Source organism: Shewanella psychropiezotolerans (assembly GCF_007197555.1).
Lineage (GTDB): Bacteria > Pseudomonadota > Gammaproteobacteria > Enterobacterales > Shewanellaceae > Shewanella > Shewanella psychropiezotolerans.
The window spans coordinates 4,837,361-4,860,304 of record NZ_CP041614.1 but is presented as its reverse complement, the minus strand read 5'-3'; the positions used below and the strand labels follow the sequence as shown (position 1 = coordinate 4,860,304).

The window sequence follows — 22,944 nt, the reverse complement described above, 5'->3', positions numbered from 1 at the left end:
TTACTCCTTAATTAATACAGAATTTAAGCTGGCGAGAATACGTTCAGTCGCCGCAGCTAAACCAACTTTTGGGGGATGGGGTAAGTTATACCAGAGTGAAGGCTTATCTTCCATGATCTGGTTATCGCTAAAGCCTTCGGCTGAGACCAGTATAGGGCTGATATCTAGATGGAAATGACTGAAAGTATGTCTAAATCCGGGTAATACTTCCTCTTCGGAAACAGTTAAGCCTTTTGTTATCAAGTAGTCATCAAGTTCTTCTCGTGTAGAAAACTGTGGGAAGCACCATAGTCCTCCCCATATCCCAGCTGGTGGCCTTTTTTCTAAGATGACTTCATCGCCCTTAGCTAGCACCAACATGTAGGCATTTTTTTCCGGTATCACCTTTTTAGGTTTCTTCCCCGGATAGTCTGATTGTCGACCAGTGAGCTGAGCCAGGCAATCGATAGCCACAGGGCAGTCACTACAAACAGGCCTTGAGCGAGAACAGATTGATGCGCCAATATCCATCATAGCTTGATTATATTTTTGAACATCTAAATCCGGGGTCAGTTTTTCAGTCAGATCCCAAAGTTTGTTTTCGACTTGTTTCTTTCCGGGCCAGCCATCGATGGCTCCATGACGTGCTAAGACTCTTTTCACGTTACCATCTAAGATGGCATGGTGCTGTGCAAGAGCTAGGGATAACACGGCGCCTGCAGTAGAGCGACCTATGCCAGGCAGCGACAGGACATCTTCAAAATCTCTGGGAAATTGTGAACCATGCTCATCACGAATGAGTTGAGCCGACTTATGTAAGTTACGTGCTCGCGCATAGTAGCCGAGGCCTGTCCAGTAGTGCAGCACTTCATCTTGAGGCGCATCGGCCAGTGAGTCTATGGTGGGAAAGCGTTCCATAAACTTAAGATAGTAGGGGATTACAGTACTGACTTGGGTCTGCTGTAGCATGATTTCCGACACCCAGACCTTGTAGGGCGTCTTGTCTTGTTGCCATGGAAGGTGTTTACGACCACATTTTTCATACCAAGTAATGATACGGGAAGAAAAAGAGGCGTGACTGGCATTGCTGATGGCGACAGAAGACATAGTGGTCATTGCTTTTTATTAGAGATCAAAATAAGAAAAGAGAAGTTTGAAACATGATTTTTATGCAGGCAGTCTATCTAGCAAGGCGTCTTTTAACAAGTCGAGTTTGCCGAGTATTGGTGATTTGGCCACTCATTTAGCTAAGCTCAAATGGAGTAAATTCACAGCATTTGAGAATCTTGGTATACTTTGCCGAATTATTGTTAATCCGATTAAGAGTAACTAAGGCTTGCACTGACTTACAATCTTTGGATAATGCCTTTCTTTTCTTATTAATCCTGCCAGACAGAGGGCGAAAATGAGCGACGTGACAACCGCGGAATTTAATGAAGAAGGTAAGTACCTTCGCAAAGTAAGAAGCTTTGTATTAAGAGAAGGCCGATTGACTAAAGGTCAGGCTGCCGCGATGGAACAGCAATGGCCATTAATGGGGCTAGATTACTCGCCAGAGCCTCTGGATCTGGTTCAGATATTTGGCCGAGAGGCTGATACCGTACTCGAGATAGGTTTTGGCATGGGCGCCTCTCTTGTTGAGATGGCTAAAGCCTCACCGGAGCTCAATTTCATCGGCATAGAAGTTCATAAACCCGGAGTGGGCGCTTGTTTATCCGATGCAGCACAAGCAGGTGTGACTAATCTACGCGTATTCCATCATGACGCTGTCGAAGTATTAGAAAACAGTATTGTTGCCGGCTCTCTGGCACGAGTGCAGCTTTTCTTCCCCGATCCTTGGCATAAGAAGCGTCATCATAAACGTCGTATCGTACAAACTGAGTTTGCGCAGCTGATCCGTCGCACGTTAAAAATTGGTGGCGTTTTTCATCTGGCAACTGATTGGGAAAACTATAGCGAGCATATGCTCGAGGTTATGGGCGCAGCTGAAGGTTATCAAAACCAATCGACTACAGGTGACGTGGTTCAGCGTCCAGAGCATCGTCCTCTGACTAAGTTTGAAGCCAGAGGTCACAGGTTAGGCCATGGTGTCTGGGATATCATGTTCGAGCGTATTGATTAAATTTGATGAGTATTAATTGAATCGAATCAATACTTGCAAATAAAATTATTTTTTTAGGTTATTTAAATAAGGTGAGAATTACCATGGCAACACGCAGTCGTCGTTTACGAAAAAAATTACGTGTAGATGAATTTCAAGAGTTTGGTTTCGATGTTAACTGGACTTTCGATGAGTCTGTATCTGAAGAACAAATTGATACTATCGTGGACCAGTTTATCGAACAGGTGATAGAGCCCCGTCAACTAGGCTTCCACGGCGGTGGTCATAAGCAGTGGGAAGGTATCATAGCCACTCAATCCATTGGTAAGTGCAGCGAAGAAGATCGTACTGCCGTCACTGAGTTCTGGAAGGGACAAACGGCATCAGACGTTGTCGTTAGCGAGCTGTACGATATTTGGTGGAGTTAGTGCCCGAACTTGCACTACTCGAGCAGGTGGTCGATAAAGTTCGGCCCCTGTTAGGCCAAGGTAAAGTGGCTGACTATATTCCTGCTTTGGCAGGAGTTGATCCTAATAAAATTGGCATCGCTGTTACCAGTGTCGATGGTACAACGATAGGTGCCGGAGATTATCTGGAACCTTTTTCTATTCAAAGTATCTCCAAAGTATTTAGCCTGACATTGGCGTTAACTCTCTATGAAGAGCATGAGATCTGGTCTCGCGTCGGTAAAGAACCTTCGGGGCAGTCATTTAACTCCCTGGTTCAGGTTGAATTAGAGCATGGTCTCCCCAGAAATCCATTTATCAATGCAGGCGCTCTTGTCATTGCGGACCTGTTACAAGCGCGATTAGGGGCACCTAAGCACAGGATGCTTGAACTCATTCGTGGCCTGAGTGCTAATCCATCGCTTGTTTCAGATAAAATTGTGGCTGCTTCAGAGTTTGAACACAGCGCCAGAAATGCGGCTATTGCTTACTTGATGAAGTCCTTTGGTAACTTTAACAACGATGTGGATACGGTGCTTCAAAGCTATTTTCACTATTGTTCCATACGAATGAACTGTGCCGACCTGTCAAAAGCCATCTTGTATCTGGCCAACAAGGGCACATGTTTAGATGGTTCTCAATTGCTTTCTCCGGTACAGACCCGGCAGATGAATGCATTATTAGCCACTTCAGGCCTATACGATGGTGCCGGTGAATTTGCCTATCGAGTGGGTATGCCGGGTAAGAGTGGAGTTGGTGGCGGGATCATTGCCGTTATCCCTGGTGATATGGCCGTGTGTGTTTGGTCTCCCGAATTAGATCGCAATGGTAACTCTCTGGCAGGTACCGCCGCGCTCGAAGATTTGTGTCAAAGGCTGGGGCGTTCTATTTTCTAAGGCTAGTTTTCAATTTCTCATCTTGTCCTAAATCCATTTACTATAAATTTAATTTAGTGAATTGACCAACTACTGGTTTGATTCACTAAACTTCTGCTAATACATTTCCTTACTTAAACATTAATTCAATATTTATCAATCAATTAGGTGTTTTGGCACGGCTTGTGCTTTATTGTTTGGTATGAGAGTCATCGCCGATGTTAGAAAATAAATAGCAAAGAGTATTCAGCGATTGTCGAAAGAACATTTAAATTAAGGATAAATTTGATGAGAAAATTAGCGACTTCTATTGGGATCAGCGCGGTCTTATTTGCTAGTGGAACGATTACCTCTGCATCTGCTCACGAAGATCATTCATCGGCTTCATACTCGAGTGATAATCATCAGTGCGAGGTTACACTCAACTATGACATCACAGTAGAACCTAAGCTACTGGCGATAAGTGATGAAGGCAAAGAAGTGTATCGCATCGAGATGGGTAAGCTATATGTTGAAGGCAAGCAGGTGACATTGAATGCCAGACAGCAGCAACTCTTGACCCAGTATTCAGACCAAGTGTCGACTCAGGTTCCGGAAGTTATAGCCCTGGTTCATGACGCGGTGGGTATCGCATCGACTGCGGCGAGTATGGCATTAACCCCACTACTGGGTGATGCCGCGGGTGCTAAACTCGATGAGATGATGGATGGACTAGAGCAGAGAATCGAGAAGGTTGCCTATCAAAATGGCGATAAGTTCTACCTGGGGTCGACTCAATCTTCTTTAGAAGAGACTTTTGGTGAAGAGTTTGAGCAAGAAGTTGAGCAATTAGTCAAAAACTCCATCGGCACCATGATGATCAATTTAGGCAGCGAGATGCTTTCCGGTGACGGCGATTCATTTGAACAGAAAATGGAAGCTTTTGGCCAAAAAATGGAAAATGTTGGCCAAGACATAGAGCTGCAGATGGAAGCTCAAGCACAAGATCTTGAGGTGAGAGCGGATAAGATGTGTGATAACTTCCAAAACTTGATAGCCCTTGAGCAAAAATTAAGAATCGCAGTTCCTGAGTTGGAAAAATACCCACTCATCGATGCGCCTAAAGTGGAATTACTCGAATAGGCAGTTTATTCTGAGCTATGAAGTCATAGCTTGAAACCTTGGACCCTGTTGCACCCTCCCATATTCGCAACCCCCCTGTATTTGACTTGAATACAGGGGTTTTTTCTATGTGTCGCCTCTTCTTATTAATCGTTACTTGCTAGCATTTCAATCGAGTTTAGCCTTGCAGAATAAACATTATCGATTAGGCATTAGAATTAAAGCGCAAATCTTTGGTATACTTATAAAAAATAATAACAAACGGACCCTCAATTATTGAGTGGTTCATATATTTGACTCTACTCCCGTGTACTTCCTCTTAGTAAGTCACTGTTTTAATGGTTTCTTTTTTGTTTCTGTAAATTCAGTTTACTCATCTTTAGTGTAAGTATTATTAGTGTCGTAAACACCCTAAGGCGATTTACATGTTAGAACTATTGGAACCTATCGCAATTTTTACTCATGTTGCCAGAGCTGGCAGCTTTAGTGCCGCGGCAAGAAAGTTGGGGATTTCTAAATCCAAAGTGAGTACTCAAGTAGCCGATCTTGAACATAAATTGGGAGTTCAGTTAATTCAACGCACAACTCGTAGCCTGAGTTTAACTGAAGCTGGACAACTCCTGTACACACAAGGTGAAGAGTTACTTAGGGATGCTGATCAAGCCATTGCTAGTGTTCATAATCTAAATGATGCTACCCGAGGTGTGTTAAAGGTTGGGATATCCCAGTCATTCGGTACCATGCATATTATTCCCGCCTTGCCCGAGTTTATGAATACTCATCCCGAGTTAGAGTTACAAATTAGCTTGTTAGATCATAAAGTTGATGTCGTCAGCGAAGGATTAGATCTCCTTTTGACTATGTCAGAGCAACTGCCCTTAGGTATGGTTGCCAGACCTCTAATGAAGTGTCAGTTTTTGCTTGCCGCCTCTCCATCATATATAGAAAAACATGGTCAACTCGATCGCCCAGAGCAGTTAGTCGATCATAACTGTTTGGTTTATCATGGCGAGTGGCACGAGCATAGTGTTTGGCAGTTTAAGCAGGGTGAAGATTACTGTGAGATAGGTGTCTCGGGTAACTTCAGAGTAGACAATGCACCCGCTTTAAAATCTGCCGCCGTCAGTGGGCTTGGAATTGTTTATCTCGCCAGTTACCTGCTTGAGGATGAAGTTGAGAAGGGGACCTTAGTGCCTCTGCTTCAAGACTGGCAGCTTACTCATCATCTTCCCCTTCAAGCCGTATACCCAAGAAGAAAGCATTTGGCGCCTAAGGTCAGCGCTTTTATCGATTTCATTAAGGGACATATTGGTTCTCCGCCATATTGGGATGCCCCTTACACTGAGTTGTACGCGAAAAGAAAGTGATTTTTGATGTCATAACTTATTCAAAATCTGAATAAGTTTACTGGGTATTCAGGAAACATTGTTCTTAATTTAAAACTATCAGCCAACTACTCTGTGAGTGGTTGGCTTTTTTGTTATATATCAAAAGCTTGGCTTATTACCTGGTCGGACATTTCTCCCGGTTAATTTACCCTCCTCTAATGAACGTGTCGTATTCTTCTTGCGGTTTGTTCTCAAATCAATACAATTGGTGACACTTGATACGGGATAATCTGAATCTTATAAGTTTATTAAGAATGACCCCTCTTACTAAACTTATACAGATTAGCGTTACTGCAGTTCCGAATCGATGCTGGCAGAGCTTTAACAACTAAAACAATGCTAGCCTTAAAACCATCATCCTAGTTTTGGTTTACCCCAGCCTAGTTGCTGGGGTACTTTTCAACTAGAAAGAGATTCGTCTCTTTGTACCCTACAAGCTTGCTACTGACTAACTATAAGTTAGGCCAAGCAGTACAGAGTCGACACAATAAAAAAGCCACATTTAATCAATGTGGCTTTTTTATTGTGTGTGAAAAAGTGGACTAGGTTGAAATAGCCCACTCATATAATATTAGCTTTTCTGAGACACCCAAAGATCAATCTGATCTTCGAGTATATCTAATGGCAAGGGCCCATTTTGCAGCACTAAGGTGTGGAATTCACGTATATCAAATTTATCACCCAAGGATTTTTTCGCTTTCTCTCTCAAGGCGAGAATTTTCAGCATGCCCACTTTGTAAGCCGTGGCTTGTGAAGGCATAACGATATGGCGTTCAACCATCTTAACTGCGTCTGATTTAGCATTGGGGGTATTATCGACATAGTAAGCAATAGACTGTTCACGGGTCCACTTCTTAGCGTGTATGCCTGTGTCTACCACTAGGCGACATGAGCGCCATAGTTCCATGGCGAGTCTACCAAAATCAGAGTAAGGGTCTGAATAGAGTCCCATCTCTTTCGGGAAGTACTCACTATACAGGCCCCAACCTTCGATATAGGCCGTGTAGCCACCAAACTTACGGAACTTAGGGACCCCTTCAAGTTCTTGCGCTATGGCTATCTGCATATGGTGACCCGGGGTGCCTTCATGATAAGCGAGGGCTTCCATCTGATACTTAGGCATGGCCTTCATATCGTATAAGTTAGCGTAATAGGTACCTGGTCTGGTTCCATCCGGTGAAGGCTGGTTATAGAAAGCCTTACCGGCAGATTTTTCTCTGAATGCCTCAACACGTTTTACTATCATAGGTGCTTTAGGTTTGACGTTAAACACCTCATCGAGTCGTGAAGACATGGTGTCTATGAGTACAATCGCATCATTTAAGTAAGCTTCACGTCCTTCATCTGTAGGGGGGTAATAGAACTGCTTGTCTTCGCGCATAAATTTAAAGAAGGCTTGCAGGTCACCTTCAAAGCCGACCTGCTTCATGATGTCACGCATCTCGCCATGGATACGGGCAACTTCGGCAATGCCAAGTTCATGGATTTGGTTTGCTGTTATGTCAGTCGTAGTAGTGCGAGCCAGTGCATTGTTGTAATAGGCTTCGCCTTGAGGGAACTTCCACGCACCGTCTCGTGTATCGGCTTTAGTCTCGAGTTCAGTGATATAACTGATCAAGTGAACATACGCTGGCTTAACTTTCGTTAGTAATGCTTGCTTAGCATCGCTTAGCAGCTGGTTCTTGTCATTCTCATCTATGTCTAAGCTGGCTAGCTTACGCTGGAAGTCGGCCCACAGGGCACTATCACTATCTTCACTCGAATCGAAAGGCTGGCCTGTGATAATATTTTTACTGTCTGACAGTACGTGTGGGAAGACAAACTTAGGCGCTATGATGCCTTTTTGCGCTCGAACTTCTAAAGAGTCTTCAAGCTGCTGCAGGTATTTAGGCACGCCATTGAGGCGACTGATATAAGCCTCTGCGTCGGAAATCTCTGTGATCTGATGCTGGTTGATTAAGAAGGACGCGACCATAGAGTGGCCACCATACATCTGATTCACAGGATAATTATGATAGCGCCATTGGTAATCGTTAACCTCTTGTTCGAGTTTTTGCTTTAGCAGTGTGTAGCTGAGATTGGTTTGGCTATCGAGTTTACTCTGATCTAATTTACTCAGTTGCTTAAGGTGTTTCTGTGACCGGGCTAAGTCTTGGGCATCGGCTTCTTCACCGCGATCGTCCCACTTACCATAATCGGTTTTAATGCCTAAATGTGTCTGGGAGATAGGGCTGGCCATTACATTTTCCATGAATATGGCTTCAAAAAGTGCATTGGCTTTTTCTGACTCGCTCTCGGCCTTATAGGCTACTGGCTCGCTAGGGCTAAGTAATGGAACTTGAGTTGTGGCTGCTATTGCGCTGCTGCCAATCAGGCTGGCTAATGTTAAGGCTAGTAAGCTAGTTTTAGTTTTTATAGGCATGAATTAGTCTTATTTTTATGGATTCTTAAAAAGTAACGCTAATCCTAATAAAGCTAATCGTTAATGTTTTGATCTAAGTGTTAGTAAATGTGTCAATTAGGGCTAATTCAAAGAGTTAGCCCTTAAAAGTAGAATGTTTTTTAAATTACAGCGATCTAGGCAGCATTCTCAGCAAACCAAGCCTGAGTAAATAAGGCTGCCGTATCAGGCTCTGCTAGCTCAAGCCTGATACAAGAAGTTTGTTACCTTCGAACTGTTTAACAGAACTGGGATAAGAGTTCGTTAACGAACATCTTACCTTTGGCGGTTAATTCCCAGTGAGTCTCGTTTTCAATCAATAAAGTTTTGCTTTTAGCTTTTTCTATTCCTTGAGCGATCACCCGATGAGATAAGCCAGTTCTTTGTTCAAACTCGGCCTTAGGTATTGCGGACATAAGGCGGAATCGGTTCATCAGGTATTCCAGTGGACGTTCATCTTCTGTCACTTCTACTGTGTCGAAGGTGTACTCATCGGCCGCTAGATAGCCCTTAGGGTGTTTTATCTTTACTGTACGTAATATCTGGTTCTGTTCCAGAAGGGTCACCTTGCCGTGAGCACCACAGCCAATGCCTAAGTAATCGCCAAACTGCCAATAGTTGATATTATGTTGGCACTGAAATCCGGGTTTCGCGTATGCCGAAATTTCATACTGCTCGTAACCCAGATCTGCTAACTTTTTCTGCCCTTGCTCATAGATGTGCCACAGGGCTTCATCATCAGGCAATTGCGGGGGCTTAGAGTGAAACAAGGTGTTTTGCTCTATGGTCAGCTGATACCAGGACAGATGAGGCGGAGACAATTTAGCTGCCGTGTCGATATCAGCCATAGCTTCTTCGAAACTTTGATTTGGCAGCCCATGCATCAGATCCAAATTGAAACTGCGATAACCTGAGCTCTGGGCCTTCTGCGCCGCGACTTCAGCCTCATCTTTACCATGTATACGGCCTAATAGATTCAGCTTGTCTGTTGAGAAGCTCTGAACGCCGATAGATAGTCGGGTAACACCGGCTTTAGAATATGCTTCGAAGTCGTCATGCTCTAACGTACCAGGGTTGGCCTCCATGGTTATTTCTATCTGCTCACTGAAAGGGATCATCTCATTGACACCCGTGAGTAGCCTCTCGATTTGAGCCGCGTCGAACAGTGAAGGCGTGCCACCACCGATAAATATCGTGTGTATCTCGCGTCCCTGCACATAGTGAAGATCGTTTTTAAGATCGGCAAGTAAGGCGTCGACATATTCCTGCTGTGGCAGCTCACCATTCTGACCATGGGAGTTGAAATCACAATAGGGGCACTTCTGTACACACCAAGGAATATGAATGTACAGGCTTAATGGCGGCAGAGTTAGCATAGGGTTGTCTCACTATAAGCAGAAGTCATACCTGAGGCACTTCTGTCTAGAACAAGCCAAGGAAGACGAATGTACAGGCTTAATGGTGGCAGAGTTAACATAGGGTTGTCTCACTATAAGCAGAAGTCATACCTGAGGCACTTCTGTCTAGAACAAGCCAAGGAAGACGAATGTACAGGCTTAATGGTGGCAGAGTTAACATCGGATAGCCTTACTAGATGCAGAAGTAATACCTGAGGCACTTCTGCTTAGATCAAACCTAAGTATATGAATATATAGACTCAAAGGTGGCAGAGTTAGCATTAAATAATCATACCTTTACGCTTCATGGCATCGATCAATAGCTTCATCGCCTTTCCTCTGTGACTGACGCGATTCTTCTCTTCGCTATCTAGCTCTGCCGCGGAGCAGTTATGCTCATTAGGAATAAAGATAGGATCGTAACCATGACCGTTATCTCCGGCCGCTTCGAAGGCTATTTTTCCTTCCCATGATGCCTGAGCAATAATGGGGGTCGGATCTTTTGCGTGGCGCATATAAACCAAGATGCATTGAAAGCGGGCGGTCCTGCCTTCTAAATTAGTTTTTAGTGCGTCTAAGAGCTTAATGTAATTATCTTTCTCGCCAGCATTCTCTCCGCCGTATCTAGCCGAGTAGATTCCAGGTGCGTCATCGAGAAGATCAACTTCTAAACCCGAGTCATCGGCAATTGCCGCTAGTCCGGTGATTTCGGCTGCATGACGCGCTTTAATGATGGCGTTTTCAACGAACGTTGTTCCGGTTTCAGGGACCTCTTCTACATTGAATTGGCTCTGAGGAAGTACCTCTACATCATATGCTGAGAAAATTTCAGAAAACTCTTTGAGCTTGCCTTTGTTGCCACTGGCGAGAACGAACTTATCCATTAGAGACCTTGATGGGGTTTGGGTAATTGGCGCCATGATAGCTAAGGAGGAGGGGAAACGATAGCAGATATTGAAGCAATTTAAGGAGGGAGTAAGGAACTAAAAGCCGCTGCTTTTAGTTCCTGTGCTTAATGATAAACCTCAAAAGTTACTCGACATAAAACTTTTGCTTAAACTTCAATTGGGTATTGAGTTTCTTGTTATATTTTATGGCGACCTTAAAATTGATCTCTTGATCATCCCGGTAAGGGACTTCGGCGACATAATAAATAGCTTTTCCTTCGCGGATCTCTCTAAATTTTAGGTTTATGCGGGCATCGAGTAGGTTGTTGGCAATACCTGAGATCTCAACAGGCACAGGTGGATTGCCTTCTTGGCTAGTGTCTAACACTGAAATATTGATGATGCCAATGTAGCTACTGCGTTTGATACCATAGGATTTAGCTATGCTGGGGGTTAAAAATGTGCTGCTTAGGGCCACGTAGTGAATATCGTAATTGCCAACTTTTTGTTTCTGCTCTGCTGACACGTTGCCAACGAAGGCAAGGGTAAGTATGAGTACAGATAAAATAGCTCTAAACATGACGCTGCTCCTGCGGTAATGGACTGACTCGTTATGGTTATCATATATTTGAGTATAGGTGTTTAGCCCATGACTCGCTTCGTTCGATTTATCAACTTACAAAATTAACTGGGTGAATATAAAGGTTTAGCAGCAGGGAGTCCTGCTGCATAGATACCGCTAGCAGCATGACCTAGACGTTAGCCCAAAAAGGCACATATTGAGCTAGGAGCATATTGACAAAATTTAGAATGATCATCACCACCAATAAAGAGAGGTCTAAGCCACCCATCTGCGGCAGGATACGGCGAATTGGTGACAGAAGTGGCTCGGTTAGTTGGCCCATAACCATTTCGATAGGGTTATGGCCTTGGCTCACCCAGCTTAAGATTGCACGGATAATCAACATCCAGAACAGCAAGACTCCGGCTTGCTTAAATACTGAAACCACAGCTATTAATAAGATTGTTGGTATATTAATCGCGGCGCCAGCGATGAGACTCAATACCACAAATTTTGCGACGACGACCATAAAAGCCAATACTACAGAGGCTGTATCAAAACCACCCATGGAAGGTAAAACACGACGCATAGGGGCAACGATAGGGTGTGTGGCTTTTACGATAAACTGACTAAAAGGGTTGTAGAAGTCGGCTTTAGCGAGTTGAAGCCAGATACGAATAATCACAACCATCAGATACAGATCGAAGACTGTGCTAACTAAGAAACTGAGTGCATTCATGTATTTTCTCTATTTATAGTAAATCAAAATTCTTGGTTAAATATCGGTTTAACGCTGGGCTAATATTGCTCGGCCATCTCTTGTGCCCGAGCCACGCAATCATCCATGGCTTGCTTGACTATGCCCCTTAAATTACCAGCTTCGAGAGCGGCGATAGCTTGCGCCGTAGTGCCTCCTTTTGAGGTCACATTTTCTCTAAGTTGTGCAGTCGTCAGCTCAGGGTTTTGTTTGACCATTTGAGCCGCGCCCAATGCTGCCTGTTGAACGAGTTGCCTTGCTTTGTGTTCATCCATTCCAGAAGCTTTCGCATTGTCGATCATCGCTTCCATGAAGAGGAAGAAATAAGCGGGTGAACTGCCGGATAATGCGATGACTTGGTCGAGTTCGGACTCACTATCAACCCAAACGACTTCACCGCCACTCAACATCAATTGTTCACAGAGCGCTTTCTGTTCAGATGAGATCTCATCTCCTGCGTATAAGCCCGTCATGCCGACACCAATTTGAGTCGGTGTATTAGGCATAGTACGAATAAGCTTTATCTCTTGTCCAAAATAATCGCCATAACGCTTGGCCGGAATGCCGGCTGCAATGGTTATGATGAGTTTATTTGTTAGGTCTAAAGTGCTTAATTGCTCGCAAACCCCTTGCATGAAATGGGGTTTTACACTGAGCACGATAACATCAGCTTGTTTCGCTGCGGCTAAATTATCATGCGATGTGGCGATATTCAGTGCTTTTTGTAACCCTGTTAATTTAGCTGCACTGGGGTTGGTTGCATGAATTAAGGAGGCCGGGTAGCCGTTGTTGACGAGCCCAGTCGTGATACTGCGAGTCATGTTTCCCGCACCTATAAAGCACAATTTTTTTTCGGCCATGATACTTCTCTATAGTTCTCTATACTTCAGCCTTTTTCGTTGAGGCCGTTATTTCAGGTGACAAAAACATTGCCATAAGTTCGTTTAAACTAATATTTGGGCTTGATAGGGTTAAAACAAGGCTAATATCTAGCGCTTTTCTCTTTCGCCGAAAATTGCACTACCAATTCTAACCATGGTTGAGCCTTGTTCAATTGCCTGTTCTAAATCATTACTCATTCCCATGGAAAGCGTGTCCACTTGAGGATAAAGTGATTTGAGTTCTAGATATAAAGCTTGTAGCTGCTGAAACTCATCTCTTTGTAACTTTTTATTCAATGTCGCAGTGGGGATGGCCATCAGACCCCGGAGGGTTAAATTCGGCATCTGATCGATTCTATTTGCCAAGGATTTAAGCGCTTCTGGTGTCGTTCCTGATTTACTGGTTTCGCCACTGATATTGATTTGGATGCAGATGTTCAGGGGAGACATCTCTTTCGGACGTTGCTCGTTGAGTCTGGATGCTATCTTTTCCCGGGAGACTGTGTGCATCCAATCGAAGTGACAGGCTATGATTCTAGTCTTATTCGATTGTAAGGGGCCGATGAAGTGCCATTCGATTTCGGGACAGCTCTGTTTCAGCGCATTAACTTTAGATTCGCCTTCCTGAACATAGTTTTCACCAAATCGTCTTTGGCCGGCAGCATAGGCGGCTACAATATCTGAATTGGGCTTAGTTTTACTGACGGCGAGTAATTGAATTTCATCGACATTTCGTGATGAAATTTGTGCCGCTTGTTCGATTCGATGCTGGGCGTTAGCCAGTCTGTCTGCTATTGTTGTCATGATGTAAGTTTTTTGATTGAATGGATATCCCATACTATGGAAATCACAGAGTTACTTGCCTTTAGTGTAAAGCACAAAGCGTCCGATCTACACCTTTCTGCTGGCGTTTCGCCTATGATACGTGTAGATGGCGAAGTCAGAAAGATCAATTTACCCGCTTTAGATCATCAAGGGGTGCATGGACTCGTCTATGACATCATGAATGATAAGCAACGTAAAGATTATGAAGAACATTTAGAGATAGATTTTTCGTTCGAGGTACCGAACTTAGCACGTTTTCGTGTCAATGCCTTCAACCAGGCGCGAGGAGCCGCTGCGGTATTTCGTACTATTCCCAGCGATATTCTGAGTCTGGAGCAGCTTGGCGCACCGGAGATCTTCAAGAAAATTTCCAGCTTCCCACGTGGCTTAGTCTTGGTTACCGGTCCAACAGGCTCGGGAAAGAGTACCACTCTGGCTGCCATGGTTGATTATATTAATGAAAGCCGCCACGAACACATTCTCACCATCGAAGACCCAATCGAATTTGTACATCAGAGTAAGCAATGTCTGATCAACCAGCGTGAGGTGCATCGTCATACTCATAGCTTCAACGCGGCCTTACGAAGCGCACTGCGTGAAGATCCCGATGTGATCTTAGTCGGTGAGATGCGAGATCTTGAAACCATCAGGCTGGCGATGACGGCGGCTGAGACCGGTCACCTGGTATTCGGTACTCTACATACCACCTCTGCGGCAAAAACCATTGACCGTGTGGTCGATGTTTTCCCCGAAGGTGAGAAGGGCATGGTTAGGACCATGCTATCAGAGTCGCTACAGGCAGTAATATCACAGACCTTGATCAAGAAAATCGGTGGAGGACGTGTGGCGGCCCATGAGATCATGATGGGGACTCCAGCGATCAGAAACCTTATTCGTGAGGATAAAGTGGCACAGATGTATTCTGCGATTCAGACAGGTATGTCACATGGTATGCAGACATTAGATCAGTGTCTGCAGAATTTGGTCAACCGCGGTCAGATCAGTCGTGAAGATGCTCAGCACAAGAGTGCTAATAAGCAGACACAATTCTAAAGGTTAATTGTTAAGGTTTTATTATGGATGTTCGTCCTTTCTTAAAAACTATGATAGATCGCAAGGCTTCGGATCTATTCATCACTGCGGGTTTCCCCCGAGTGCCAAAATCGATGGTGAGCTAACACCATTGAGCGAAACTTCATTCTCACCGGCTCAATCACTGGATTTTGTCGAGTCTTTGATGAGTGATGAGCAGAAGAAAGAGTTTCATCAGACTCGTGAGTGTAATTTCGCATTTGCCTTGCAGGATTTAGGGCGTTTTCGTGTCAGTGCTTTTTGGCAGAGGGAAGCATCGGGTTGTGTTATGCGCCGCATCGAGACTCAAATCCCCGATGTCGATGATCTGAAACTCCCCGTGATCCTCAAAGATCTGGTGATGAGCAAACGTGGACTCATCATCATGGTGGGTGGAACTGGCACAGGTAAGTCAACATCCTTGGCTGCTTTGGTGGGTTACCGTAATGCTAACTCTCGCGGCCATATTCTGACTATCGAAGACCCGGTTGAATTTGTTCATGAGCATCGCAATTGTATCATCACCCAGCGAGAAGTCGGGATAGATACCGAGTCATTCGATGCCGCGCTTAAAAGCTCATTGCGCCAGGCGCCAGATGTGATCTTAATCGGTGAAATTCGAACTCAAGAGACCATGGAATTCGCCCTGGCGTTTGCCGAAACCGGGCACCTATGTATGGCGACCTTGCATGCAAACAATGCTAACCAGGCATTGGACCGTATCATGAACTTAGTGCCGGAGAGTAAGCATCAGCAGCTATTATTCGATCTCTCGTTGAACTTAAGGGGAATTGTAGCTCAACAGTTGGTGCCGACTATGGATGGTAAGGGACGACGTGCGGCCATCGAGATTTTGATTAATACACCCCGTATCAGTAGCTTGATAGCTAAAAATGAACTGCATTCACTCAAGGAGACTATGGCGAAGTCTAATGAGCAGGGAATGCAGACCTTCGATCAGGCCTTGCTGACTCTCTATACCGCGGGAGAGATTAGTTATGCCGATGCCTTACATCATGCAGATTCGCCTAATGATTTAAGGCTGATGATTAAGCTGCAAAGTTCAGAACAAGGGGGTTCTGGCTTCATGGAAGGGGTGACACTAGATTTAGACTAGTGACTCATTATTCGATAAGTCATCTAGTCGATAATTCACCAACTAAAAATCAAACAAGGTCAGAGGGGATTCTCTGGCTTTTTACTTTTATTTAATATGAGTTAGCGAAATTAGGATTCTCTGATTAAACTTGGAGAATAGTTTTCATGTCAACGACATAGGAGTGTCATGGCTGTGTTTAAACGATTAGCAATAGGGTGTTTATGTATCTGGGTTTCATTTTCGGCTAATGCGGTTCAAGTGACCGATGAGTTGGATCTGGGGGGAGCCGTACGGGTCAACTATGGCTGGAAAGATTACGCCAATGATTCTAAGCTGGAGTTCGAGCTGTTTCGTGTGGATGTCAACTATAAGGATGATGGCCTGTTTGCTTCGGCTCAGTATCGTTGGTATCAAGATATGGACGTCATTCATCACGCTTATGCGGGATACAGCTTCAATGAGGAGCAGAGTGTTCAGATTGGGGTGACTCAGGTTCCCTTTGGCTTGCTTCCCTATGGTGCCCACTCATTTTGGTTTAGTGCCAACTATTATCTCGGTTTTGAAGATGACTATGACGCAGGCATACACTGGAAATATGACGATAAAAATTGGCGTTTCGATCTTGCCTACTTCTTCAATGATGAATACGGTGATGGCGCCAGATATGACAGGTACTCCTTCGATGTAGCTATCACAGATGAGTCACCCTATGAAGAGTCGGGTCAGCTTAATGCACGCATAGAGCGAGACATAACCACAGAGAATACCAAACACAAGATTGGCGCTTCTTTACAATATTCCCAGTTAGATTATCTGCCGACAACAAATAATCAGGTAGCGGGTAAAGATACCGATGGATATGCCGCATCCTTTCACTGGCAAGTCGATTGGGCTAAGTGGCAAGGGCAGTTTCAGTACATGTATTATGAGTACGATATGCCTGATAGCAATCGTATCGCCTTATCGGCCTTCGCTTTTCCTTTTGAAATAGCCTCATCGGCCGATGTGCTTACCTTGAACGTATCACGTAGCATTGATGTGGATTGGGGACCTATTACCAATCTCAATTGTTACAACGATTTCAGTCAGGTGTTCGCATCGGGTGAAGGTTTAGAGGACTCTATGCAGAATGTCACAGGTTGTGCCATCACAGCAGGTAAGTTTTACTCTTATGTCGATTGGATTGCCGGTAACAATATGTGGTTTATCAATGGACCTGGAGTCGGTATCTCGGAAGGGCCGACCGAATGGAGTTCACGTTTGAATATCAATATCGGGCTTTATTTCTAAATGTCTAATATCTAGGTTTTGAATCGTAGCTTTGAAAAAATGGCCAGTGAAGATGACTTTACTGGCCGTTTTTATTGCCATTTTATAGCTTTAATAAGAGATGTAAGCGCTAGTCGTACATATTTTCGAAGTAACTTTCTATTATCAACACCGCCGACATGGCATCGACCTGTCCCTTAGTCAGTGCTTTAAAACCACCGAATTCAAACAGTCTGGCCTTGGCATCAGCAGTTGTCAGGCGTTCATCTTGCGTCGCAATCTTTACGCCGAATCTGCCGTTGATGCGATTAGCAAACTTCTTCGCTCTCAGGGTTATCTCTTGTTCAGTGCCATCCATATTTAAAGGTAGGCCCACGACCACTACATCTGGCTGCCATTCTTCGATAAGCATGCCAATCTCTTCCCACTTAGGAATGCCATCGACAGCTTTTATTGAACCGATTGGATTAGCTGTGCCTGTGAGTGATTGACCTATGGCGATGCCAATGCTTTTAGTGCCGTAATCAAAGCCTAATACCGTTATTGAACTCATGAAATACTTGTTCTCTTAAATGAAAAAATGTTGAGAGAGGGATTATGCATGTCCAGATTGATTAGACAGTTGCCATATATCGAAGCCTAAAGATTCCGTCGCTTTTTGCCAACGTTCCTCATGCTTAACATCGAAGAGTAATGCCGTACTTGCAGGAATTGATAGCCAGGTATTATCTGCCAGTTCTTGCTCCAGTTGATCTCGGCTCCAACCTGCATAACCTAAGGCGACGATAAACTGCTTTGGGGCGTCTTTACTGCCTAAGGCCGATAACACATCTCTTGAGGTTGTTAGCATTAACTCGTCTGTCAGTGATTGGCTATTGTTCCAAAAATCTTGAGGTGTGTGTAAGACAAAGCCTCTTTCGGGATTCACAGGGCCGCCGATAAGGACTCGGGCGCCAAGGGAGGAAACGAGTTCAGGCTCCTCATCGAGTTCCATCTGCTGCAATAGCTCATCGACTTCTATGCCTAAGGGTCTGTTGATCATGATCCCCATAGCGCCCTTCTCATCATGCTCACAAAGATAGATCACCGAACGCTCGAAAAAAGTGTCTTTGAGTGAGGGCATCGCGATTAAGAAGTGGTTTTGTAAACTTTCCATTAATAGGCTCCACGGAAAAGGGAATAGAGACTGGCAACTAGCCTTGATAATCTGGACTATATAGCCTGCTAACCGCCGGCTAGCTTTACTGTATATTTGAGTTTTTCCAGCAAAGTCTTGAGTTGCTCTCTATTGTCAGTTTGCACTTCAATATTGAACTCTTTTACCGTTCCACCACAGCCGCACTGTTTCTTTAATTTCTGGGACAGGGCTTTTAGCTCTTTCTCATTCAAGCCTAGGCCCTTGATGACAGAAACACCTTTGCCTTTACGTCCTTTACTGTCTTTATGGATACGCACGATACCATCTCCAGTTGGGATGTCTTTGAGCTCTACTTCGGGAGATATACGGCCTACATCTGTGCTGTAGACCAAGGATACGTTTGGATCTTTTCTCATGGGCGACTACTAAATAACTTGTGATAATTAGAGTTTAACAAACTGAATAATTTTATGGGAGCTTTATGCTTTATTAAGTCTGAGAGAAAGTTGCACTGAGCAAGAGAGAATTAGGAGATAGTTGAAACTAAGCAGGCTAGCAAACTCTAGCCTCGCTCATTTTCGACATTTTTGAGGAGGATACAGACTTTTATGAAACCAGTTATGCAGCCAGTACGACCCCAATGATGAGTGATATAGCTGTGAGGCACGCACAAGGAATAATAAACTTATGAAACTTTGAATGAGCAATGGCGCAAGAGGTTAAAACGAAGCCTATTGCCGCCGTTCCATAGCTGCCGTTATGTCCGTCTAATAATGTAAAGAGTATCCAGGCCAATACGATAACAGGTAAGATAAATAGACTGATATGTCCCTGGCTCTTTCTGGCTGAAACTTTCTCAGATTGCACCGACGCTTGTTCGGGAGCAAAAAGAAAGATAGCACTCGCGATCAAGAAGGCACCGATAAACCAAAACATAAGAGACTCCATTACTCAGGATTCAAAATTTCACACTAGAAATTAATTGATAATCATTATCATTAAGGTTCTATCTTAAGTCAAGCTGAACGATATACTAATTAGACTAAATTTGAGTTGTAGATCATGAAATTGCTATGTAAGCTGAAATTATAAAATGAATTTTACATGATGCATATCTGATGGAGTCAAAATGAAGAAGGTTATAGTTGGTTTGGTTGCACTGGCACTGAGTGCCTGTAGCACCCTAAAAACGAGTTCGGATTATGATCCTGCAGCAAATTTTGACGATGTAAAGACCTATGCCTGGATCGTTAAAAAGACGAAAGACACGACATATCACCTGGATGGTTTGATGGACCAGCGTATTCGTGCTGCAGTAGACAGCCAGCTAGCGGCGAAAGGCATAACCCTTACCGATGCAGCGACAGCCGATGTGTTAGTTAATTACCTGACTAAAGTTGATAAAAAAATCAACGTAGATACCTTCAACACTAATTATGGTTATAACCCATATTATGGCTCTAGATGGGGATATAGCGGTAGCATGAATACTCAGACTACGGTTCGTGAGTATGAAGTCGGTACCTTGATTTTAGATATGGTGAATCGTGAAAGCGGAAAGCTTATTTGGCGTGGCTCTGTTGCCGATACCATACGTGATCAGAGTACTCCTGAGGAGCGTGTTGAAGTGGTTAATCATGCTATCTCTGAGATGTTAGTAAATTATCCACCTAAGCCTGAAGCTAACTAGTATTCTTGGTGTGGTCTGTTTTATATATTAACTCGTTCTAATTGTGGAACAGGATGGAAGGCGCTCCAGCAGGAGCGCTTTTTTTTTAGCCAAATTCATCACCAATCTTGTGGTTTGTTAAATGTGTTTCTTACTAGACTAAAGTCCAACTTATCAATTTGTAATAGACTGCTATTCTCTGACTACATATCTGGCAGATACCAAGTGAGTGGTACAAGTGGATCAGTTTTTACAGCAATGGTTTGATGAATACGCTAAGGGACAAGGTGTTGAAATTGAGTCTCTTTGCCAACAGACTCGGTCTGAATGGCTTACTCTGTTACAAAGGGTCAAATCGGGTGACCTCGAAGATTGGAAGCGCTCTCCACCTGGGCGAATGTCACTCATCTTACTCATGGGACCTGTAGCGCACCTTTTAAATGATAAAGATGCAATTGACCTGCATCCAGAGGCTCGAGCTCTATGCATTGAAGGAGTCGAATTAGGCCTGGATACTCAGCTGGAGCCTGTTCAGCGTCGCTGCTTCTACGACCCGCTATTTTACTCCGGCAATAGCCAAGACCGTCAACTCTTGTTGTGCCTCCTCGAAGGGATGCAATCTCAAGTCGAATCGATTCATAGGCCCGCTTGGGTGAATTGGTATGAGCATGCTTCTGCTAGTCGGTCAGCAAGTTCTATTACTTTAGACTAGATTTCATCATCTTTCTTAAGTGCTGACGTGGATTGATATTGCAGGCATCGTTAGTTCTAATTTTTGAGACTTGTAGATTCCGATTTCATCATCTTTCTTAAGAGCTGACGTAGCAGTGTGCAGGCTTCATTACCTGAGCCTGTGTGCTGAATGACATCTATATTAGCCACCCAACCCAACTCTTCAAACTCTACAGGAATTTTGCAAAGTTGTTTGCTATTTATTGCTTCTTGGGCAAGATGGCGAGGGAGTAGCCCCCAACCAAATCCAGATTTAGCCAATTCAAGCAAAACATAGTAATTGTCCGCATACCAGACATCCGGTGAATGTTGCTGATTATAATTGCTTGGAGCCCTGTCTCTGCCACCTATGATCAACTGCCTATGTAATTTTAGCAGATCCATATGTTTAGATTTCGAACTTGCTAATGGGTGATTAGGGCTAATCAATAGTTCAAATTCAATAGTCCCTATGGACTCGAAATCGATATTTTCAGGGTAGATAAACTCACTGAAGACCAGACCAAGATCGGCACGCTTTTCACTGACTAGCTGGATGATATCTTGGCTCGAAGCGTTCAAAAATTCGAGTTGTATATGAGGGAAGTATTCAGTGAATTCGATCAGATAATGGGTTAATTGGCTATAGGGTACCCCTTCATCCAGTGCCAAGGTTAACTTTTGTGGCTGCCCCTCACTTAAGGCTTCAACTTGTTGGTTGAGCCTTCTATGCTGGGCAATGACTGCGTTTGCTTGGGGTAAAAGAGCCTCACCGGCTGCAGTCAGCTTAGGGTAACGGCCGGAGCGATCGAACAGTGTCTGATCACTGTCGATCTCCATATTCATAATATTTTGACTTACCGCAGATTGTACCTTGCCCAGTTTCCTGGCCGCGGCCGAAAATGAGCCTGTTTCCACGGTTTCTACGAATGAGTAAAGCTGCTCGAGTGTTAACATATCAGTATTTGTGATGGTAACTAACTTTGTTCTATCATAATTTGGCTTGATAATGGCTGCAAGTCTTTTAGAGGAGTCGCTTGATGACAACCAAGCAACGCGTTACCCATGCCATTTTATTCGAACTGTTTGCCCTTGTGATAGTCGTGCCTCTAGCTATTATTATCACAGGGAAAGATACTTCCGAACTACTCCTGGTTGCCATAGGACTTAGTGTCTATGCGGTAATTTGGAACTATTTTTATAATATCTGGTTCGATAAGCATTTTGGCAATAACAGAAATAAGCGCAGTATAGGGACAAGAATAGGCCATGCATTGGGCTTCGAAGCAGGCATCATAGTTGCGACATTACCCATCGTATCTTGGTTCTTGGGTATCTCAATATTCGCCGCCTTCATACTCGAGTTTACGTTTCTGGTGTTGTTCTTCTTTTACGCCATCGCTTTTAATTATGTCTATGATCGTGTTTGTCAGCGGTTACTAACAACACCGGTTTAGTGACTTATTAAACTAGATTGGCTAAATTAGTGAATGTTAGGTTTTCGTGACTCGCTTAAAGTTTATAGTGCTAAGTAATTGCGAAATTTGCAGAAGGATATAAAATACGCCAATCTGCGAGGATAATCTTTAGTATTTCACGTCAGGGCCGATGAGCTATTATAAGCTTTAGGCACAAGCTATAGGCGTCAATGGCCATTATAGGTTACAAATGATGAATAAATTTTGGCTTATTTTATTATGCTTTATTGGGCTTATTCTCAGTCCTGTAGCATTTGGCTGGAATGATAGTGATAAAGATGGGGTACCGGATATCAAGGATGCCTGCCCGCATACGCCCTTGGGTGTACTGGTCGATGCTTCAGGTTGTGATAAGAGTCGACTATTCAAGCCGGTTTGTTTAATCACAACCGATGACAGGGTTTATCCCGATACTTGTATTCAGGCCACTGAGTTAGCGTTAAATTTTGAGTTCGCTAAGACTGAGATACTCTACTCCCAATGGCAAATTCTCGCTCAAATAAAACAATTTTTACAGCTAAATGACGTTAAATTATGCCTCATTGGACATACTGATGCCGTTGGGAGTGTAGAGGCCAATCAGCTCTTATCCGAGGCAAGGGCAAAAACTGTTAAGGGTATCTTAGTTGAAGATTATGGCTTCGATCCGGAACGCTTTATCGTGAGGGGGATGGGAACTCGCTCTCCAATCAGTACAAATGATACACCAGTAGGCAGGGCCCTGAATCGACGGGTCAATTTTTTAGTCGAGTTAGATCACTAGCGAGCAAGTAGGGCTCAGGGAGTCCGCTTAGAATTTTGATTTGAATTAAACCTGAGGTTAAACAGTTCATATTTATATGAGCTGTTTTTTGGTGTTAGATTTGAATT

24 protein-coding genes and 1 pseudogene are annotated in these 22,944 nt (G+C 43.9%); 12 read left to right on the top strand and 13 right to left on the bottom strand.

All coding sequences use genetic code 11. The annotated features are described in order from the left end of the window. Nucleotides 1–1,086, bottom strand: a complete 1,086-nt coding sequence (mutY, locus tag FM037_RS21245; protein WP_144047653.1) for an A/G-specific adenine glycosylase — start codon at nt 1,084–1,086, stop codon at nt 1–3. A 298-nt stretch (nt 1,087–1,384) separates the two neighbouring features. On the opposite strand from mutY, the gene trmB reads away from it, so the two are divergent. From trmB to FM037_RS21220, 5 genes are all read left to right on the top strand, one after another. Next, entirely contained in the window at nt 1,385–2,101 is a 717-nt protein-coding gene (gene trmB / locus FM037_RS21240) for a tRNA (guanosine(46)-N7)-methyltransferase TrmB (protein WP_144047652.1), read from the top strand. An 83-nt stretch (nt 2,102–2,184) separates the two neighbouring features. Continuing rightward, nucleotides 2,185–2,508 (top strand): YggL family protein, encoded by a 324-nt coding sequence (locus FM037_RS21235; RefSeq protein ID WP_144047651.1) that lies wholly within the window; start codon nt 2,185–2,187, stop codon nt 2,506–2,508. After that, the gene (gene glsB, locus FM037_RS21230) at nt 2,508–3,422 is read left to right on the top strand and encodes a glutaminase B (RefSeq protein ID WP_144047650.1); all 915 of its coding nucleotides are present in this window, start codon (nt 2,508–2,510) and stop codon (nt 3,420–3,422) included. The genes FM037_RS21235 and glsB overlap by 1 nt, the downstream gene beginning before the upstream one ends. Nucleotides 3,423–3,689: 267 nt before the next feature. After that, nucleotides 3,690–4,523, top strand: a complete 834-nt coding sequence (locus FM037_RS21225) for a YggN family protein (RefSeq protein ID WP_144047649.1) — start codon at nt 3,690–3,692, stop codon at nt 4,521–4,523. Nucleotides 4,524–4,927: 404 nt separating this feature from the next. After that, nucleotides 4,928–5,869: a LysR family transcriptional regulator gene (locus FM037_RS21220; RefSeq protein WP_144047648.1), complete on the top strand. Its 942-nt coding sequence runs from the start codon at nt 4,928–4,930 to the stop codon at nt 5,867–5,869. A 592-nt stretch (nt 5,870–6,461) separates the two neighbouring features. On the opposite strand, the gene FM037_RS21215 is transcribed toward FM037_RS21220, so the two are convergent. From FM037_RS21215 to FM037_RS21185, 7 genes are all read right to left on the bottom strand, one after another. Next, the gene (locus FM037_RS21215) at nt 6,462–8,312 is read right to left on the bottom strand and encodes a DUF885 domain-containing protein (protein WP_144047647.1); all 1,851 of its coding nucleotides are present in this window, start codon (nt 8,310–8,312) and stop codon (nt 6,462–6,464) included. Between the two features lie 257 nt (nt 8,313–8,569). Beyond that, nucleotides 8,570–9,706, bottom strand: coding sequence for a radical SAM family heme chaperone HemW (gene hemW / locus FM037_RS21210; protein ID WP_144047646.1), 1,137 nt, complete (start codon nt 9,704–9,706; stop codon nt 8,570–8,572). A 302-nt stretch (nt 9,707–10,008) separates the two neighbouring features. Beyond that, the gene (rdgB, locus tag FM037_RS21205) at nt 10,009–10,611 is read right to left on the bottom strand and encodes an RdgB/HAM1 family non-canonical purine NTP pyrophosphatase (protein ID WP_144047645.1); all 603 of its coding nucleotides are present in this window, start codon (nt 10,609–10,611) and stop codon (nt 10,009–10,011) included. Nucleotides 10,612–10,759: 148 nt separating this feature from the next. Continuing rightward, nucleotides 10,760–11,194, bottom strand: a complete 435-nt coding sequence (locus FM037_RS21200) for a DUF4426 domain-containing protein (RefSeq protein WP_144047644.1) — start codon at nt 11,192–11,194, stop codon at nt 10,760–10,762. A gap of 172 nt (nt 11,195–11,366) precedes the next feature. Continuing rightward, nucleotides 11,367–11,915, bottom strand: coding sequence for a YggT family protein (locus tag FM037_RS21195; RefSeq protein ID WP_144047643.1), 549 nt, complete (start codon nt 11,913–11,915; stop codon nt 11,367–11,369). Between the two features lie 59 nt (nt 11,916–11,974). After that, complete coding sequence (proC, locus tag FM037_RS21190) at nt 11,975–12,793, bottom strand: pyrroline-5-carboxylate reductase (RefSeq protein ID WP_144047642.1); 819 nt, start codon at nt 12,791–12,793, stop codon at nt 11,975–11,977. Between the two features lie 129 nt (nt 12,794–12,922). Then, nucleotides 12,923–13,618, bottom strand: coding sequence for a YggS family pyridoxal phosphate-dependent enzyme (locus FM037_RS21185; protein WP_144047641.1), 696 nt, complete (start codon nt 13,616–13,618; stop codon nt 12,923–12,925). 36 nt (nt 13,619–13,654) lie between these two features. On the opposite strand from FM037_RS21185, the gene FM037_RS21180 reads away from it, so the two are divergent. The 3 genes and pseudogenes from FM037_RS21180 to FM037_RS21170 all read left to right on the top strand — a co-directional run bounded on the left by FM037_RS21180 (nt 13,655) and on the right by FM037_RS21170 (nt 17,099). Continuing rightward, nucleotides 13,655–14,692 carry a type IV pilus twitching motility protein PilT gene (locus FM037_RS21180; protein WP_144047640.1) on the top strand — a complete coding sequence of 346 codons (1,038 nt, stop codon included), beginning with the start codon at nt 13,655–13,657 and terminating at the stop codon, nt 14,690–14,692. A gap of 23 nt (nt 14,693–14,715) precedes the next feature. Continuing rightward, a pseudogene (locus FM037_RS21175) lies at nt 14,716–15,827 on the top strand (PilT/PilU family type 4a pilus ATPase). 168 nt (nt 15,828–15,995) lie between these two features. Further along, complete coding sequence (locus FM037_RS21170) at nt 15,996–17,099, top strand: porin (RefSeq protein ID WP_144047639.1); 1,104 nt, start codon at nt 15,996–15,998, stop codon at nt 17,097–17,099. 109 nt (nt 17,100–17,208) lie between these two features. On the opposite strand, the gene ruvX is transcribed toward FM037_RS21170, so the two are convergent. The 4 genes from ruvX to FM037_RS21150 all read right to left on the bottom strand — a co-directional run bounded on the left by ruvX (nt 17,209) and on the right by FM037_RS21150 (nt 19,152). Next, nucleotides 17,209–17,631, bottom strand: coding sequence for a Holliday junction resolvase RuvX (ruvX, locus tag FM037_RS21165; RefSeq protein WP_144047638.1), 423 nt, complete (start codon nt 17,629–17,631; stop codon nt 17,209–17,211). A 42-nt stretch (nt 17,632–17,673) separates the two neighbouring features. Next, entirely contained in the window at nt 17,674–18,234 is a 561-nt protein-coding gene (locus FM037_RS21160) for a YqgE/AlgH family protein (RefSeq protein ID WP_144047637.1), read from the bottom strand. Between the two features lie 68 nt (nt 18,235–18,302). Further along, nucleotides 18,303–18,632, bottom strand: a complete 330-nt coding sequence (gene yciH, locus FM037_RS21155) for a stress response translation initiation inhibitor YciH (RefSeq protein ID WP_144047636.1) — start codon at nt 18,630–18,632, stop codon at nt 18,303–18,305. Nucleotides 18,633–18,834: 202 nt separating this feature from the next. Beyond that, nucleotides 18,835–19,152, bottom strand: a complete 318-nt coding sequence (locus tag FM037_RS21150; RefSeq protein ID WP_144047635.1) for a hypothetical protein — start codon at nt 19,150–19,152, stop codon at nt 18,835–18,837. Between the two features lie 193 nt (nt 19,153–19,345). Here FM037_RS21150 and FM037_RS21145 point away from each other — a divergent pair, with 193 nt between their 5' ends. Next, complete coding sequence (locus FM037_RS21145; protein WP_144047634.1) at nt 19,346–19,906, top strand: DUF4136 domain-containing protein; 561 nt, start codon at nt 19,346–19,348, stop codon at nt 19,904–19,906. A gap of 217 nt (nt 19,907–20,123) precedes the next feature. Next, nucleotides 20,124–20,597, top strand: a complete 474-nt coding sequence (locus tag FM037_RS21140) for a DUF924 family protein (protein ID WP_144047633.1) — start codon at nt 20,124–20,126, stop codon at nt 20,595–20,597. A gap of 56 nt (nt 20,598–20,653) precedes the next feature. Here the strand turns inward: FM037_RS21140 and FM037_RS21135 are convergent, their stop codons facing one another. After that, on the bottom strand, nt 20,654–21,553 hold the full coding sequence (locus FM037_RS21135; protein WP_144047632.1) for a LysR family transcriptional regulator: 900 nt from the start codon (nt 21,551–21,553) through the stop codon (nt 20,654–20,656). Nucleotides 21,554–21,636: 83 nt separating this feature from the next. Between FM037_RS21135 and FM037_RS21130 the strand changes: the two genes are divergently transcribed. Both FM037_RS21130 and FM037_RS21125 read left to right on the top strand, forming a co-directional pair. Then, nucleotides 21,637–22,053, top strand: a complete 417-nt coding sequence (locus FM037_RS21130) for a PACE efflux transporter (protein WP_144047631.1) — start codon at nt 21,637–21,639, stop codon at nt 22,051–22,053. A gap of 211 nt (nt 22,054–22,264) precedes the next feature. Then, nucleotides 22,265–22,837 carry an OmpA family protein gene (locus FM037_RS21125; RefSeq protein ID WP_144047630.1) on the top strand — a complete coding sequence of 191 codons (573 nt, stop codon included), beginning with the start codon at nt 22,265–22,267 and terminating at the stop codon, nt 22,835–22,837. Nucleotides 22,838–22,944: the final 107 nt, after the last annotated feature.

Excerpts from the sequence above, each read along its gene's own strand:
- mutY (WP_144047653.1), bottom strand. The coding sequence starts at position 1,086 with ATGTCTTCTGTCGCCATCAGCAATGCCAGTCACGCCTCTTTTTCTTCC.
- trmB (WP_144047652.1), top strand. The coding sequence starts at position 1,385 with ATGAGCGACGTGACAACCGCGGAATTTAATGAAGAAGGTAAGTACCTT.
- FM037_RS21235 (WP_144047651.1), top strand. The coding sequence starts at position 2,185 with ATGGCAACACGCAGTCGTCGTTTACGAAAAAAATTACGTGTAGATGAA.
- FM037_RS21225 (WP_144047649.1), top strand. The coding sequence starts at position 3,690 with ATGAGAAAATTAGCGACTTCTATTGGGATCAGCGCGGTCTTATTTGCT.
- FM037_RS21220 (WP_144047648.1), top strand. The coding sequence starts at position 4,928 with ATGTTAGAACTATTGGAACCTATCGCAATTTTTACTCATGTTGCCAGA.
- FM037_RS21215 (WP_144047647.1), bottom strand. The coding sequence starts at position 8,312 with ATGCCTATAAAAACTAAAACTAGCTTACTAGCCTTAACATTAGCCAGC.
- hemW (WP_144047646.1), bottom strand. The coding sequence starts at position 9,706 with ATGCTAACTCTGCCGCCATTAAGCCTGTACATTCATATTCCTTGGTGT.
- rdgB (WP_144047645.1), bottom strand. The coding sequence starts at position 10,611 with ATGGATAAGTTCGTTCTCGCCAGTGGCAACAAAGGCAAGCTCAAAGAG.
- FM037_RS21200 (WP_144047644.1), bottom strand. The coding sequence starts at position 11,194 with ATGTTTAGAGCTATTTTATCTGTACTCATACTTACCCTTGCCTTCGTT.
- FM037_RS21195 (WP_144047643.1), bottom strand. The coding sequence starts at position 11,915 with ATGAATGCACTCAGTTTCTTAGTTAGCACAGTCTTCGATCTGTATCTG.
- proC (WP_144047642.1), bottom strand. The coding sequence starts at position 12,793 with ATGGCCGAAAAAAAATTGTGCTTTATAGGTGCGGGAAACATGACTCGC.
- FM037_RS21185 (WP_144047641.1), bottom strand. The coding sequence starts at position 13,618 with ATGACAACAATAGCAGACAGACTGGCTAACGCCCAGCATCGAATCGAA.
- FM037_RS21180 (WP_144047640.1), top strand. The coding sequence starts at position 13,655 with ATGGAAATCACAGAGTTACTTGCCTTTAGTGTAAAGCACAAAGCGTCC.
- FM037_RS21170 (WP_144047639.1), top strand. The coding sequence starts at position 15,996 with ATGGCTGTGTTTAAACGATTAGCAATAGGGTGTTTATGTATCTGGGTT.
- ruvX (WP_144047638.1), bottom strand. The coding sequence starts at position 17,631 with ATGAGTTCAATAACGGTATTAGGCTTTGATTACGGCACTAAAAGCATT.
- FM037_RS21160 (WP_144047637.1), bottom strand. The coding sequence starts at position 18,234 with ATGGAAAGTTTACAAAACCACTTCTTAATCGCGATGCCCTCACTCAAA.
- yciH (WP_144047636.1), bottom strand. The coding sequence starts at position 18,632 with ATGAGAAAAGATCCAAACGTATCCTTGGTCTACAGCACAGATGTAGGC.
- FM037_RS21150 (WP_144047635.1), bottom strand. The coding sequence starts at position 19,152 with ATGTTTTGGTTTATCGGTGCCTTCTTGATCGCGAGTGCTATCTTTCTT.
- FM037_RS21145 (WP_144047634.1), top strand. The coding sequence starts at position 19,346 with ATGAAGAAGGTTATAGTTGGTTTGGTTGCACTGGCACTGAGTGCCTGT.
- FM037_RS21135 (WP_144047632.1), bottom strand. The coding sequence starts at position 21,553 with ATGTTAACACTCGAGCAGCTTTACTCATTCGTAGAAACCGTGGAAACA.
- FM037_RS21130 (WP_144047631.1), top strand. The coding sequence starts at position 21,637 with ATGACAACCAAGCAACGCGTTACCCATGCCATTTTATTCGAACTGTTT.
- FM037_RS21125 (WP_144047630.1), top strand. The coding sequence starts at position 22,265 with ATGATGAATAAATTTTGGCTTATTTTATTATGCTTTATTGGGCTTATT.